Here is a 16001-nt window from a genome sequence, read left to right as displayed (position 1 = left end):
AATAAAACTTCAATCTTATGAAATATCTAAATGGTCTTTTTGCCGCCTTATTATTTACAAGTTGTATTAGTGTAAAAGCTGATATTAATACCACTACTCAAGAATCTACAGAATATGAGCTCGCGGAAGCTGGTATAAGATTGGTATTGCAACAGCAAGTAACAGCTTGGAACAAACATGATTTAGAAGGGTTTATGGCTGGCTATTGGAGAAACGACCAATTAAAGTTCTATGGTGCTAGTGGATTAACTTTAGGCTGGGAGCAAACCTTAGCAAACTATAAGAAAAGATATCCTACCAAAACAGAAAGTGGAGAATTAAACTTTGTTATTAATGACATTTCTAAAATTGAAGGGAACAATTATTGGGTAATGGGAGAATATCATCTAAAACGCAACATTGGAGATGCAGACGGAATATTCATTATAATATTTAAACAAATAAATGGGGAATGGAAAATTGTTGCGGATATGTCTTGCTAAAAAATAAAGTGCAATAAAGCCACTTATCTGTCACCAAAAGCGGACTGTACTGCACTTTACATCAAAAAGCTATATTAATCAGGCGGCTACAATAGAACCTGAAGGTATTGAAGCCGTATTTGTTTCTTCTTCGGATTTAAAATGATCGTATAATTCCTTACAACCTAAACCGATTATTGATAATTTTTTTGATCTATTAATGGACTCATTATGCAGTTTTGCTAGAGCCATTACCCCTGCTCTATCAATACTCTCAATATGTTCAATATTTAATATGACTTCATCAAGTTTTTGAAAAATATTTGAAAAGTGAGCATCGAACGTTTTTAAACTAAGTTTGTTTAACGTCCCTTTTATTCTAAAGCGGTTATTGTAACTGGTAATTTGTAAATCCATAATACACAAATGTTAATTCATTAATAATAATTCAAGGCTATTAATCAGTAAATTGGGTGCTAATAATCTTTAAGGGATTACCTAAATTTCGTAATAATTATGGAAGGTTTTATGATAAAATCGACAAACGGCAAAATAGAATTGTTGTGTTGAATATGGGTGTCATTTTTGTCGATGAACAACAGATTATTGATCCTTATTAATTGTTCTTATATGCAATTCTATATCTATTGGTTTGTGAACCACCTTTTTAGAAACAGGATATTTCTCTAGCATATTACTTGGACGTATTGGTCGGTTTTCAAAACCTCCTCCACAATTGGGACAAACATGCTGTAAAAGTTCAACACAGTTTTTACAAAAGGTACACTCAAATGTACAAATCATAGCTTCATCACTATCAAAAGGTAAGTTTTTATTACAATGTTCACAAGAAGGCCTAATTTCTAGCATTGAAGTTTATTTTCTCTATTTGAAATTAGTCAATTATTTTTGCATTATGAAATACAATTACAAAGTATTCTTAATGCTAATACTTGCAACGATTACAATTTATGGAATCATAACAGGCAAGTATTTATTTCTTGTATTGATGTTTCCGATTGGTTTTTTGTTTAAGAAAAAAGATACCGATTAGGTCTTTTTTACATATTGTGTGATAATGACAATGTGCTGGCCATCTACTTTACCCTCAATGTACGATTCATTTTCATGATCTAATCTAATATTTCTCACTGCAGTACCTTGTTTAGCTACCATACTAGACCCCTTAACTTTTAAATCTTTAATCAGCACTACAGAGTCACCTGTATGTAATACCACGCCATTTACATCTCTATGAATAATCTTATTCTCGTCATCTTCACCATCACCAGACGCTTTAGCCAGTTCTAATAGCTCATCTTCCAAGTACATCATTCCCAACAAATCTTGAGGCCAATCCTCTTCTATTCTTTGTAGCATTCGCCAAGCCATAATCTTTACAGCATCATGTTCGCTCCACATACTATCATTAAGACACCTCCAATGATTAGAATCAATTTTTTCTGAATCATCCATTTGCTCAATACAGGTGTTACAAGCATACAAAGCTGTTTTAAGACTGTTTTCTTTGATATTTGGCACAGTATATGCCGAAAGCTGTTCCTGTTGGCCACATAGCTCGCATTTTGAGCTACTGCGTTGCTGAAGTTGTTTTTCTAATGACATATAAATAATTATGCCAACAAAAATAAGAATAGCAATTGGCAATTCTTCGAAAATTACTTGTCTACGAAGCTAATTTTTTTGAACTCGCACTATTTCCTTCAATATAAACTTCTAGAAATTTTGCATCATTAGCTTTAAAACAAACATCTTTTGAATTTGCTGGTATTAAAATAGTTTCTCCCATAGTTATAACTTCAGATAAACCATTTTGAATTATTTCTGCACTTCCTTCAACACACATAAAGATTACAAAAGAATCTAAGAATGAATAATCTTTAGTTTCTTCACCCTTAACTTTAAAAATGTTTGTTGTAAAAAAGTTACAGTTCACCAAATTACTAGACTTGCCTTGTTGCAATGCATAGTTACTTTTGCCTGTCGACGGAAATACCTTAGTTGCTTTTGTTGCCAAATCCGTATGTAGTTCTCTTGTATTACCGCTATCATCAACTCTATCCCAATCGTATACACGATAGGTGATATCACTAGTTTGCTGAATTTCTGCAACCATAACTCCTTCACCAATAGCGTGCACTTTGCCTGCAGGTATAAAATAACTGTCTCCCTTATTTACTTTTACAGAATTAAAAATCTCTCTGACATTTTTTGCGTTAATATCTCCAAGTTTGCTTTTATCAAGCTGTTGATCTTTTAACCCCAAAATAATTTCAGCATCTTTTTCATTATCCATAATATACCACATTTCGGTCTTTCCGAATGAATTATGATATTCTTCAGCCATTTTATCATCTGGATGTACTTGTACGGATAAGTTTTTATTTGCATCTAAATATTTAATCAAAAGTGGGAAATTCTCACCGAAGCTTCTGATGTTTGCAAATCCTAAAAATTCAGTTTTAAAATTTTGAATTAATTCATTTAAGGTTTTGCCCTTATAAATACCATTTGCAACGACAGAAACATTATTCTCTACTCCTGATATCTCCCAGCTTTCCCCTAAAGATTTAGAGTTTGAATCTTTATTGTATAGTTTGGTAAGTTTGTCTCCTCCCCAAATTTTTTCTTTTAGTATTGGTCTAAATTTTATCGGATATGCCTCCATAACTATTGATTATTAAACTTTGATTAAATTTATTGTTGCACCTATTTTATCTATGTTTTTACTTCTCAAGAATTCCAGAAGAGAAAAAACACTTTTAAATAATGTTGGTTTTACTGTTTGTTGACGTTTTATTTCTTTGTTAAACTCTATTATCACCTCTTTATCACGGCTTAGTGATTTCACAACCTCATTAAAATTATAATGATGGGCTTTTAAAACATTGACATCTAAATATCCAATGTGTCTCAAGTCAAAGTTGTTAAAAACGTACCTAGCGCCCGCTCGTTTTGCCGCTTGTTGGGTAATGTGTTTTTTTATTTCTACAATAGAGACATTATTGCAAGATTCTTTAATCTCTCTTAATTTTTCTAAAGTTTTGTCCCTGCTTTCATTATCAACAAAACAGAGTTCTATGTCATCTATAGACTTTATAGTTTGAATTAACTCATCCGTATAAATTTCATCTTGATTATTGTGGAAAATAATGATTACACCTATTTTCATATTTTATTTGATAAATGGATTAAACTACTTCTAACTTAGAATTTAAACTATGAGTTTTAAGATCTTTACGGCTTCTATAAATCCATGCAATTTGTGCTAGTTGCAATACAATTTTTACAGAATCTTTCATGGATAATTTAGAGCCATCAGCATGAATCCAGCGTTTTAACGGTTGCTCACACAGAAGCGTTTTGGCTTTTTTCAAACCAAAGTGAATGGCCATACGCTTAAAGATTTCTACATCAAAAATCCATTGGGTAACAAACTTTTCTTTAAAAGCAATATCAATAACATCCTTATGGAAAATCTTCGCACCACATTGCGTGTCCTTAAAATCCATGGATAAAATCTTTCTTATGATAAAATTGATAGTTAAGCTTATTATTTTTCTTGCAGACTCCTTAGTAATATCAGCTCCCATTCTTGAGATACGAGAACCACTTACGATCTTAAAATTTGACTTTTCAATGGTTTTAACCAAATCATCAAAATCCGCTAAATCTGTTGATAAGTCAGCATCTAAGAAACCTATATAATCCAAATCTTCTTTTTTGGCCATGTGCAACATTCCAAGTCTTACAGCCTCAGCTTTACCGCCATTCTTTTCACAATCATAAACTGTTATGTAATCTTCTCTTCCTTTTTGTAGATCTCTAAGCACAGCCATTGTATTATCCTTACTGCCATCATTTACAAAACATAAATGATATCCAGAATTTGTGTTTACAAATCTTAAAAACTCTTCACTTAAAAGTCTTTCCTCTTCATTATAACATGGAATTACAACACCCACACAGCGTTGCTGAATCATTACTTTCGATTCTGATTCAATAGTGGAATTCATCTTAGGTGCACCAATTAAATTTTTTACTCTTGCACAAATCTCAATAAGACTTAATGGCTTTTTCATATAATCATTTACGCCAAGTTCAAAAGCTGTTGTAATGGCTTCGTCTTTTGTATTTCCAGATAAAATCATTATTGGTGTTGATGATGCCTTTGTAATTCTTATATGTGTTATAACTTCAAAACCTGAAATGTTAGGCATATTTAAATCTACTATGACCAAATCTGGATTAAATTCGTTATATGTCTCTAATGCTTTTATAGCATCTGTTTCTATTGCTACTTCATATCCTAAGTCCATTAATCGTTTCTGTAATGGAAGTAAGACTAATTGTTGATCGTCTATTGCTAAAACCTTCATAATTAATTGTTTTATGTAATTTCTACGTTCAAAAGTATCGTTATTGACATTCGAAAATTTTTAATTTAGACTAATGCGCTTATTAGTATAGACGAATGGCTAATTGGTTTAGATGATTAAAAATGGAATGACCTCTTTAATTATATATCTTTACATCATTGATATTAGGATCAAGGTCTTACATGAAAAATGCCTCAAATAAATATCTGATTGTAGCTTTACTCATTGGTATTGCATTTCATGGTACTTCTATTTTCTTTGCACTAGAAACTACCTATGATGCATTAATACATTTGTTTTTTGCAGACCACTATTCAGGTAGCTGGTTCGAGCCATGGAACTATAAATGGTATACAGGTTTTACGGTAATGAGTTATCCGCCACTAGTACACCAATCTATTGCTGCACTCTCTTATATCGGTGGTTTAAAATTTGGGATGTTTACTGTAGCTATAATAGGCGTCATTTTATTTATAACTGGTGTTTATCGTTTCTCATTACTTATTACATCAAATAAAACTGTTGCCGGTTATGCTTCTGTCCTTGCTGTGTTTTCATCATCATTTGTAGAAACACTCCATATCTTTGGTCAGCTACCTAGTATTATTGGTATTTCAGTACTAATGCACGCCTTACCAGAAATATATTTATGGCTCAAAAAGGGTAAATGGCGTTATTTAGCCACATCCTTATCACTCATTGCAGTTACAGTTACCTCGCATCATGTGACACCAATATTCGGTATGGTATTCTTCATTTTTCCATTAATTGGCATGGTCATTATGGACGATGCCAGAGATAAAGTACAATCCATCAAAGAAGTTACAATTAAGGTATTTGTCAATAGTTTTTTTAAGCTTTTTAAACGGATTATTAGTTTTGGCATGCTTTCCTTAATCATTATTATAGGATGTATTTTGCCTTATTGGATTAATTCCAAAAACAATCCAATTACCCAAGTACCTATTCCTCATGGATCTCGGGATAATTTCCTTGAGATTACCTCCTCAGGATTGGTGTTCTTTTTAATTCCTTGGGGTGTTTTACTTGTGCTTTTACCTTATATTTTTTATAGATATTACAGCAAACGATATTTATTCTTTGGTTTATCAATCACCATTTTGTTTGTTTTAGGTACTGGTGGAACTACACAGATTCCTAGATTGGTTCTTGGCGAAACCGCATTCAATATTTTAACTCTAGACCGTTTTACGTTATGGGCTTCTATAATGTCTTTACCCTTATTTGGAGAATTTGCTTTTCGCTTTGTAGAAGGTGATTTAAAAGCTTTGATTCAGGAAAGATTTGGTGCTGTGTTTCATAGAATTTCAGGTGGTATTTTGTCTGGCCTTTTATTATTCATGACAATTTTTACCATGAGTCTGGGCTATTTTAAGCCTTCACAGCCTCAAAAAATTAAAATGTTGCCCATTGTTAACTTCCTTAACCAAGACCAGCATGATCAATGGCGATATATGACCTTAGGATTTGGTGATCAGATGGCATGGCTTTCTGCACAAATTAATGCGTTATCAGTAGATGGCAACTACCATTCCGCAAGACGGCTTCCGGAATTAACAACCCGACCAATAGAGCGTTTGGAAAATTCAAAATTTAAAGGTATTGAAGGTATTGGTTCATTACAGCAGTTCTTAACCACACCAGAAAAATATAACTTAAAGTATATCTTTTCTAATGACAAGTTTTACGACCCTATTCTCTACTTCTGTGGCTGGCAACGCCTACGTCAATTAGAAAATGGCATTATGGTATGGGAAAAATTAAATGTGCCACCATTGTCTTCCATCCTTCCAAAAGAGGATGTTGGCACCTGGCAAAAAGTACTTTGGGGTACAATTCCTTTTTTAACGGTAATCATAGCATTTATTCTAAATATTCAGTTTTTATTGGTGCATGCGTTAAAGACTAAGTTCACAGCTCCACCAATATATATGAAGTTTCAGAATAGCTATTCAAAATTCTCTGGAGGTGTATTAAAAGTAATGCATATTTGGTCTATAATTTTGGCCCTAATTATAGGCTATGGGATTTACCTTTTCTACATTAAAAATGAATCTCACCATTCACCAGAAAACGCCATACTAGCCTACTATGATGCTTTAGATTTCAAAGAATTTGAAAAAGCCCATAGCCTAATCAACCCAAAAAGTGATATCTCTATTGCACAATACATGCTAGAGGTTTCAGTAACAGATGGTTTATTAAGTTCTTATGCAAAATTAGATGCTATTAGCACTAAAACTATCAGCAAAACGGACAACCTAGCAAGCTTAAAAGTATTTACGGACTGGATTACACCTCTCGAAAAAATAAAAAAAACAGATTATAAAAAACTCATTAAAATTAATGATAAGTGGTATTTGCAACCTGATGATATTAATGTAGATCTTCCACCAGATCAATTATATTCTGATAATATAACTAAATACTTTAACCAAGGAAGGCGACGCATTACTACCGAGCAGACACATCATGAAGATGTTTTAAAACAACCTGTTTTAGAAATATTAGACGCTAAGCTTGTAAAGTATAAAAATAGTTATGCTATTGTTGGTGAAATACAAAATATAGACAATGTACCATCCGATGTAGTTTTAAAAGGAACCTTGTATAATGATGACAATAAAAAATTAGCTACATACAACGCTAAGTACCATGTAAAGCACAAATTATTTCCAAAAGAAGTGAGTTCATTTAGAATAAATTTTGAAGGTATTGCATGGTCTAAAACTCAAGACTCAATTCCTAAAACGTTTAACCCAGATGAATTTACACCTATTGAATTAGAGGAGCAACCTACAAAGTTTAATTTGCAAGCAGCAGGTAATGTCTCTGGTTCTGATTTATTTAAAAACACTTCTGTTACAGTTTCTAAAAAAGACAAGGGTTTATTATACGGTAAAATTGTTAATACTGGCACAGAAGAAGTCACCATACCTCAACTTTTGGTGTCTTATTATACAGCAGATAAAAAATTAAAATGGGTAGACCATTTATTTATTGAGGAAGGGCTAAGACAACAACGGCAACAATATTTTAAATATAAATTAATAGATAATTCACCTATTGAAATTATTAGCGAAGATATGCGCAATTGTTATGTCAATGGTTTACCAAACGATGCCATTTCAAATAAAATTGTAGCAGACAGGATACAAAACCATAATAACTTAGAGCACCAATATATTAGTCACTCAGAATATAACTATGTAAAACTTGAAATTAATACTTATATAGGCAACCTAAATTAAATGACTACAAAATCTATTTACATATCAATATTGGCATTCATACTGATTTACGCTTTGTCTTTTCAGAATAAGACTCTAAAGGCAACTTATACATTGAATACTAATAAAACGGTGTTTATTGCTGGTGAAAAAGTAAGCTTAGAATTCAGTTTTAGTACAGACTCAGATGTACAATTATACTGTTCAAACAGTTATGGCTCTCTTTTAATAGAGCCAGAAATTGATGATAACATTCTTAATTTTCTAATCCCAGATTCTGTTTCAAAAAAATCTGGTGTTATAAATTGGCAACTCCTCTCAAATTCAGAAGCTATAAAAGGACAATTAACTATAAGACCAAAACCAACCATTAACTCCATTGAAAGTTATCTAGGCCCTCCAAGCATAGAAGCAGGTGGCACCGATTATACAATGCTTATTGTTATACCAACAGATGATTTAGATAATCCTATGGCAGATAGTACTAAAGTACAGATTAAGCATCAATTTTTAGATAATGAAATTTTTAATGATGTATTTACGGATCACGGTTTCGCTTACAAAACAATAAATTCCTATAAACAAAGTGGTCGCATACTCATTAGCTCAGAATGTTTAGATTTAAATTCTAAAGAATACGATGTTAATGTAATGCCGGCTATACCAACTGATTTTACAATTAAAGCAGAGCGTGTTCATAATTATGCTGATGGCAATCAAATCACCATCTTCAAAACATCAGAAATTAAAGACAGGTATGATAACTTAGTTAGTGATGGTACATTTGTAATCTTTTATATCACCGACCAAAATGGAAATAAGACTCAAACATTTGGCACAACAATTAATGGCATGGCAACAGCTAAAATATTACATCCAGATCATGAAGAACAATGGTCGGTAAAAGCATATATTGAAGGCATGGCAAATAGTGATACGATTACTTTAGACTACAAACAAGCTATTTCTAATTTTGAAGTTGCATTTTCTGAAGACAAAAGACACATAACCGTGGGACCATTGCAAAGCTTTATGAAACAGCGCGTACCTGATGGTTTGTCCATTACATTAAAATTATATCAAAACAATAGTTTAGTTAATGAAATAATGAAACAAAGCTCTAATGGCTTTGCTTTGTTTCATTTAAGTACAGATGAATATCCACAAGGTACATACGACTTCGAAATAGAAACTGCCGGACTCACTAAATCATTTACAAACATCACCAATGAATAGTTATAACAAAAACATATTGCGTGGTGTAATACTCTTAATCTATTTATTTTTAACGGCATTAGTAATTTATGGTATTGCTGCGATATTTACTTATCTAAACACTGGTGCAGACAGAAGTACAATGTTGCATACGGAGATTAAACAAGTTGAACAGTACCTGCCAGAATTTAACTGGGAACCCATTAATAATGAAGGCCGATCAATAGATGAGCAAACTCTCAAAACTATTGAAAACGATTATTTAGACGCTTGGTACGTAAAACATCTCTCATTTAAATCCAATACGAAAACAGGTATTAAGGATTACTATACCAAAAGTGCACGACTCAATTTATTTAATATCATTGACCTCAATTCAAAAAGTCTAGTATCAATTGAAGGTACTACGCTTTCACATAACCCTAACCTAGAATTTTTTAGCGAAGATGGACAAATGGTTGTGCTTACAGACAACAATGTTGTTGAATACAAACGTATCTTCAAAGGTGAGCAACTCATTTCAGAAATAAATGAAATTTCAACTTACAAAATCACAATGCTATTAGAAGATGGTTTCTGGAGAATACGACATCTAGTTAAAACCAAAAGTGATTTTTACAATCCAAAAGCATTATCAAATGCTTTTAAAATTAGTGATTTAAAAGGCACTAATTATTATCCAAAAGGAACACCTTGGAATATGTTTGGTGATAGTTTTGACCCAACCATTATTGCAAAGGATTTTAAACTTATTAAATCTTCTGGCCTTAATAGTATTAGAATATTTGTGCCTTATGAAGATTTTGGAAAGTCTAATGTTAAATTTGAAAAATTAGAAAAATTAACTACAGTTTTAGATCTTGCTACAGAACAAAAACTTAAGGTGTTAATTACGCTTTTTGACTTTTATGGCGACTACTCTGTATTAGATTGGTCATTAACACAACGTCATGCAACAGTCATAGTAAGTCATATTAAAGATCATGAAGCACTATTAGGCTGGGACATTAAAAATGAACCAAACCTTGATTTTGAAAATAGAGGAAAAGCATTAGTCTTAGTATGGCTAGATAAAATGATAGACCATGTTAAATCTATAGATGTAAATCATCCTATTACAATTGGCTGGTCTAATATTGAAAGTGCTAAGCTCTTAACAGATAAGTTAGACTTTATTACATTTCATTATTATGACAACTTAGATAATTTGTCGCAACAGTACAATGCGCTTAAATCTAAAATTAAAGCTAAACCTATTATTATCACTGAATATGGTTTGTCCTCTTATAATGGGTTTTGGAATCCACTAGGTAATACAGAAGAAGACCAAGCAAAATATCATAAAAACATCCAAACCATATTTAACGAAAATGACATACAGTTTATGTCTTGGACTTTATATGACTTTACCGAAATACCAAAGGAAGTCGTAGGTGGACTTCCTTGGCGTCAAAATGCTCAAAAGCATTTTGGTTTTATCGATAAAAATGGGACGAAAAAAGCATCGTTTAAATATATTTCCTCATCTAAAGAATAACTTCCTTGGAGGTATTGGTTTCAACCCTGTTTTTAGTATTAATGATTTCATTAAATGTATCTAAGTACATGTCTGCAATCTGAGACATAGGATGCGCTGTTGCAGCCTTATAATTTGTTTTAGCTAAACGCAATCTGTAGGCATCATTTACAACTAAAGCTTCAATAGCATTTGCTAAACTACCAACACTGGTTGGCTCAAAAAATTCACCCATATAACCTTCATCCTTGACTAGCAATGCTAAATCTCCTAAATCTGGCATTACAACAGCTTTACCATAGCTTCCCGCTTGATGTAATACTCCTGAACTTCCTGTTGTAGATGTATATGGAAATACCACCACTGCACTTTCCTTAAATAATTTAGGTACTTCTTGTTCTTCAACGTAACCTGTAAATCTTAATTGAGGCACATGATTGTATTTTTCTTTTACAGATTCCAAGTAACCTGGTACATTAGGGTTATCAGTGCCAGCAATAACAACTTCCAAATCCAATCCTGTAGATTGTCTCACACGTTCAACAGCTTCTATCAAACCTTCTACTTTTTTGTAGGTTCCGAATTTTCCGAAAGTCATTATCTGTAATGGACCATCAGGTAAACTATAATCTGGTTGTTCAGGAATTTCAAACGTACCATGTGGTATTAGTTTTACATTTATAGCATTATACTTTGCTTCTAAAATATCTACATATTTCTGCATGGTTACTGCAACAGTATCTGCTTGTAGAATGAGCTTTGTTAAAGATGTACCTATAAAACCGTATATCTTCTGCATTATTTTATTTGAAGTAAAACCTGCACTTCCTAAATCTACTTCCTCCAATATATTATGCAGTAAAACGATGTTTGGAATGCGCTTCAACTTACAAACCAATGGTAACAATAATCCTAATGCTGCTGCAATTTTTTTATCTCCAAATTTCATAAACTGAAGATTGAATAAAACAGAATCTGGTTGTGTTTGGTTTATGGCTTTGGTTACAGAAAAAATATTCTTGTAGCTATTAAAAGACCAACACTCTTTTACAATAATCTTACAACCAGCTTCTGTAAACTGAAGATCTTTTTCACCTTCAGTCTTATCTGTTAATAAGATTAACTCTGTCACCTCTTGCTTTTGTCTAAACTGCCTTACTAAATGGTATGCATATTCGTTAAGAGTGACTTTACTCGGTGGATATGCTGTTACTATTGCTAATTTCATTTTTATATGTTTTAATTACAGTACAAATTTGCATTTTAAAAACCACTAAAATGCTTGTCCTTAGGCGGTTTGCCCTTTACTGTAGACGAATGGTTTTTTACTTTAGATTAACCTTTTTTTGAATACGGTTTTCATGTTGAAAAAATCCGAATTGAATCACTAATAACAAGACCATGGCAATTATTTGCATATGTACAACTTGGTCTAAAGAATCATGGAAAAAAACAACCAGTGCCATTTGCAGTATCCCAAATACGCCTGATATAATTACCGGAACATATTTGTCTAAGGACAAATAGTAGTACACAAATATGTTTGAGATGGCAAACATAGATGTCGCAATAGCATATTTCCATAATAAGGGTGCCATAGCCAAATAGTCGCTACCAAATAAAATTTGAATAATCAATTCCGGGAAGCTTAAACAGGTTACAATAATGAGTGTTGAGATTATGCCAACGTAGCCAACGTATTTAAACAATACAGATGCCGTTTCCTTGTTTTCCTTCTTCAATTGTACAACTGCAGGCAAAAGCAACATTACAAACATCCATGCTATAAAATATACTATCCGGCCTATTAGTGCTAGCGAAGCGTATAAACCTGCTTCATAAGATTCAAAATAGTGCTTAACCAATAATATATCGCTGTTATTAATAATAATCTGCGTTAACTCATAGAATGCCGTTAGCAAAAAGAAACGCTTAATCTGTTTGTTGTGCGTCTTTTCCAACACAATAGTGCTTTTAAGATTGATATGGCTGGTCTTAAAAGGAAAGAGCCCAAAAACAAAAGACAATAAAATCCCAATTGCAATAACTGCAGAAGATTTAATATTAAAGACCAAAATTATACCTAGAGTTATTAGTAATCTACTAAGCATTTCACCTTGATAAGTAATGGATAGTGATTTATAGGCTTTTTTACCTTGAAACGCTCCTCTATTAACACTCATTAAAAAGTAGAGCGGTACACCACATCCAAAAATCACGAACATAGATTTTGACGATGTATTAAAAAGTGTTTGAAGCTCACCAGAAAAACAAATAATGCCAATACCTAAAAGAACACCAGTAGCAAGTGCTTGCTTATAAACATTGGTAACAAAACTTGTAAAAACAATATTTTCAAATAAGACTGAGAATTTAGCCGTAACCAATTGAAATGTCATGGCAATAAAAGACAGCACCAAAAGAAACGTGATAAGTACTGCAGCATCAGCAAATGCTGTTGGTCCTAATATACGTCCTAAAATAAGGTTATATAAATAATTACCACCATTTACGGCCAATACACTGACCATAAACAATTGTTCTGGTGTTAGTTTTTTAGATTTTATTGTCGCTAATAACTGCATGACGTTTTATATTTTATAAATTATTAAGCTGCTACTTTAAATTTTTTGTTTTTAGGATCAATTTTGCTGCCATCACCAATAACATAAAATGATGTGTTTGACGCTTTTGCATAGGCATATAAAGAACGAATAGTCAATAAACCATTAATGTCTATAAATGCTATATTTTTCAAATCAATAATAACTTCACCACAGACATTTAATAGTGTTTTACAATGGTTTTTTAACTGATTTGAAGTCGTAGAATTAACTATACCTTCTACTTTAAAAATGCCGTTGTTTTCTGTAATTGTTAGTGCCATAATCTTGTAAATTTTAAATTAGTTTTTGTTCATTTCTGACGCAAATATCAAGCGTAATTCCATGTATGAGCATTCTATTTCGACGGATGGCAGTTTGCTGTAGATGAGTGAAGCAGTACATGTCCGTAACTTGCAAATAGTTAAATGAAACTATCATGAGAACATTAAAATCACTTATTAAAGTTTGTTTTTTAATCCTAGTATTAAATGCTTCTGCTCAGAATATGCAAGAAGGATTTACCTATTTAGAAACTGGTAAATATGCACAAGCAGAAACATTCTTTAATAATATACTTAAGGACTATCCTAATAATAAAACAGCACGTTTGTGTTATGGACGAGCTATTGGTCTAAATGGTAAAGCGGAAGATGCAAATCTATTGTTTAGTGATCTGTTAAACGATTACCCTAATGATTTTGAAGTTAAGCTCAACTATGGTGAATCTTTATTATGGAACAAAAACTTTAAACAAGCACAGACCTACTATAGTAAATTGGTAACTGAACAGCCACAAAATTTTGCTGCGTTATTAGGCTACGCCAATACACTGTCTAATTTAAAGTCTTATGACGACGCATTAATACAAGTAAATAAAGCCTTAGAGGTTTCTCCAGGAAATGCCAATGCTTTAACTTCAAAAAAGTATATCTATTTAGGATATGCCTACCAAAACCAGCAAACACAAAACTATGATATAGCAGAAGCGCTATTAATTAAAAACCTAAGTGTATTCAATGACGATAAAGACACACTGCTTAACCTTGCCAATCTTTATCTTATATGGGAAAAATACAATGATGCTAAATCTACTTATGCACGTTTAGCAACACAGCCAGAAAACAAAATCCAAGCGTTAAATGGTTTGGCATTGGTAGCACATTTAAAAAGCAACGAAAAGGAAGCCTTAAATTTAAGTACTGAAGCCTTTCAAAGTTTAACTGTAAACACTAGTAAAAAGGTAAACCAACAAACTTCAGAGCGCTATGTACAGGCTCTAATCTGGAATAAAAAATACAAGCAAGCAGAGCATCTAATAAGAAAACTAATTGCAAAACATCCCAACCAAAACTGGGTTTTAGCATTGCGTGCTACGCTAAATGTATATAAAAGCAATTTTAAGCAGAGTCTAGCAGACTATAACCAAATATTGGCCAACGACAGCACATCATTTGATGGCAACTTGGGTAAGGCTAATGTACTTAAAGCCTTAGGACGCACAGATGATGCTCTTTCTTCTGCCAATAACACTCTTAAATTTTATAACAACCAAAAGGATGCTGTTAACTTTATAAATAAAATAAATCTCAATTTATCACCAAGTTTAGAGAGCAGAGCTTCACACACATTTGATAATGGTGATAACAAGGCATTCGCATTTAATACTACTGTGATATATCCACTGTCTAGTAAACTTAATGTATTGGGTAATTATAATTACAGAAACACTAACAATACAGTAACCAAAAATATGGCATCATCTAATGATTTGTCATTTGGCTTATCCTATGAGCTAATACCTAACATTACTTTAAAAGGTAGTGCAGGTCTGAGTACTGCAAAAGCAGAATCAACAGATTTTACACAATTTCTAACAGATGTAGTACTTAACATTAAGACTTTTAAACTACAAACCTTGGATATTGGCTACAAGCGCCAAATAGAAAGCTTTAATGCAGATCTTTTAGACCGTGAATTGGTACAAAACAATTATTACGCAAACTATAATCTAAGTACCAATTTTAATTTGGGTTGGTATACGCAATACATCTATACTTCCCAAAACGATGGTAATACAAGAAACCTGTTATTCACTTCTTTATATTACAACCTATCGGCAAAACCTAGTCTAAAAGTTGGTTTTAATTACCAATACATCACGTTTAAGGATCAAGTACCTGATATTTATTTCAGCCCAGAGAAGTTTAATGCCTACGAGATATTTATAAATCTAATTAAAGACGAAAATATTGCTAAGCCAAAACAATGGTTTTATAATGCTACTACAGCATTTGGTTACCAATATATTGAGGACGACCCAAAACAAACCGCTTACCGTTTACAGGGCGCATTTGGTTATAAGTTCTCAGAGCAAACCTTGTTAAATATCTATGGCACACATAGTAATATTGCTTCTGCCACTGCTGCTGGTTTTACCTTTACAGAAATTGGGTTGCGATTTAAATGGATCCTAACCAGCAAGCCAAGATTTAAGAAATAATTAGATTTGGCTTAAAAGTTTTGTTATCCCATAATAGCACCTATTAATTAGT

Annotated in this window: 14 protein-coding genes; 5 read left to right on the top strand and 9 right to left on the bottom strand. The window is 32.4% G+C overall.

Going from position 1 to position 16001, the window contains the following annotated elements; translation table 11 throughout:
• Positions 1-17: 17 nt before the first annotated feature.
• A complete protein-coding gene (locus tag ACFWV9_RS00880; protein ID WP_411893344.1) occupies positions 18-482 on the top strand; it encodes a YybH family protein in 465 nt (154 codons plus the stop codon).
• Positions 483-560: 78 nt separating this feature from the next.
• Here the strand turns inward: ACFWV9_RS00880 and ACFWV9_RS00875 are convergent, their stop codons facing one another.
• The 6 genes from ACFWV9_RS00875 to ACFWV9_RS00850 all read right to left on the bottom strand — a co-directional run bounded on the left by ACFWV9_RS00875 (position 561) and on the right by ACFWV9_RS00850 (position 4861).
• Positions 561-878 carry an STAS domain-containing protein gene (locus ACFWV9_RS00875; protein WP_411893343.1) on the bottom strand — a complete coding sequence of 106 codons (318 nt, stop codon included), beginning with the start codon at positions 876-878 and terminating at the stop codon, positions 561-563.
• 186 nt (positions 879-1064) lie between these two features.
• Entirely contained in the window at positions 1065-1331 is a 267-nt protein-coding gene (locus tag ACFWV9_RS00870) for a DUF1272 domain-containing protein (RefSeq protein ID WP_411893342.1), read from the bottom strand.
• Positions 1332-1511: 180 nt separating this feature from the next.
• Positions 1512-2087: a PhnA domain-containing protein gene (locus ACFWV9_RS00865; RefSeq protein ID WP_411893341.1), complete on the bottom strand. Its 576-nt coding sequence runs from the start codon at positions 2085-2087 to the stop codon at positions 1512-1514.
• Positions 2088-2148: 61 nt separating this feature from the next.
• Complete coding sequence (locus ACFWV9_RS00860; RefSeq protein ID WP_411893340.1) at positions 2149-3150, bottom strand: type I phosphomannose isomerase catalytic subunit; 1002 nt, start codon at positions 3148-3150, stop codon at positions 2149-2151.
• 12 nt (positions 3151-3162) lie between these two features.
• Complete coding sequence (locus ACFWV9_RS00855; protein WP_411893339.1) at positions 3163-3654, bottom strand: glycosyltransferase; 492 nt, start codon at positions 3652-3654, stop codon at positions 3163-3165.
• Positions 3655-3673: 19 nt separating this feature from the next.
• The gene (locus tag ACFWV9_RS00850) at positions 3674-4861 is read right to left on the bottom strand and encodes a response regulator (RefSeq protein WP_411893338.1); all 1188 of its coding nucleotides are present in this window, start codon (positions 4859-4861) and stop codon (positions 3674-3676) included.
• Positions 4862-5043: 182 nt separating this feature from the next.
• Between ACFWV9_RS00850 and ACFWV9_RS00845 the strand changes: the two genes are divergently transcribed.
• The 3 genes from ACFWV9_RS00845 to ACFWV9_RS00835 are packed head-to-tail and all read left to right on the top strand — an operon-like array spanning position 5044 to position 10864.
• A complete protein-coding gene (locus ACFWV9_RS00845) occupies positions 5044-8133 on the top strand; it encodes a hypothetical protein (RefSeq protein WP_411893781.1) in 3090 nt (1029 codons plus the stop codon).
• On the top strand, positions 8134-9348 hold the full coding sequence (locus tag ACFWV9_RS00840; RefSeq protein WP_411893337.1) for a hypothetical protein: 1215 nt from the start codon (positions 8134-8136) through the stop codon (positions 9346-9348).
• Positions 9341-10864, top strand: a complete 1524-nt coding sequence (locus tag ACFWV9_RS00835) for a glycoside hydrolase family 2 TIM barrel-domain containing protein (RefSeq protein ID WP_411893336.1) — start codon at positions 9341-9343, stop codon at positions 10862-10864. Before ACFWV9_RS00840 ends, ACFWV9_RS00835 begins: the two co-directional genes overlap by 8 nt.
• Here the strand turns inward: ACFWV9_RS00835 and ACFWV9_RS00830 are convergent.
• The 3 genes from ACFWV9_RS00830 to ACFWV9_RS00820 all read right to left on the bottom strand — a co-directional run bounded on the left by ACFWV9_RS00830 (position 10854) and on the right by ACFWV9_RS00820 (position 13730).
• On the bottom strand, positions 10854-12071 hold the full coding sequence (locus ACFWV9_RS00830) for a glycosyltransferase (RefSeq protein ID WP_411893335.1): 1218 nt from the start codon (positions 12069-12071) through the stop codon (positions 10854-10856). The two genes, ACFWV9_RS00835 and ACFWV9_RS00830, sit on opposite strands and share 11 nt — an antisense overlap.
• A 97-nt stretch (positions 12072-12168) precedes the next feature.
• Positions 12169-13428 carry an oligosaccharide flippase family protein gene (locus ACFWV9_RS00825; RefSeq protein WP_411893334.1) on the bottom strand — a complete coding sequence of 420 codons (1260 nt, stop codon included), beginning with the start codon at positions 13426-13428 and terminating at the stop codon, positions 12169-12171.
• A gap of 23 nt (positions 13429-13451) precedes the next feature.
• A complete protein-coding gene (locus ACFWV9_RS00820; RefSeq protein ID WP_411893333.1) occupies positions 13452-13730 on the bottom strand; it encodes an STAS domain-containing protein in 279 nt (92 codons plus the stop codon).
• A 155-nt stretch (positions 13731-13885) separates the two neighbouring features.
• Here ACFWV9_RS00820 and ACFWV9_RS00815 point away from each other — a divergent pair, with 155 nt between their 5' ends.
• On the top strand, positions 13886-15949 hold the full coding sequence (locus ACFWV9_RS00815; RefSeq protein ID WP_411893332.1) for a tetratricopeptide repeat protein: 2064 nt from the start codon (positions 13886-13888) through the stop codon (positions 15947-15949).
• The last annotated feature ends 52 nt before the right edge of the window (positions 15950-16001 follow it).

The sequence above is a fragment of the Winogradskyella sp. A2 genome (genome assembly GCF_046762865.1).
GTDB lineage: Bacteria > Bacteroidota > Bacteroidia > Flavobacteriales > Flavobacteriaceae > Winogradskyella.
This window is presented reverse-complemented; position numbering and strand designations above follow the sequence as displayed.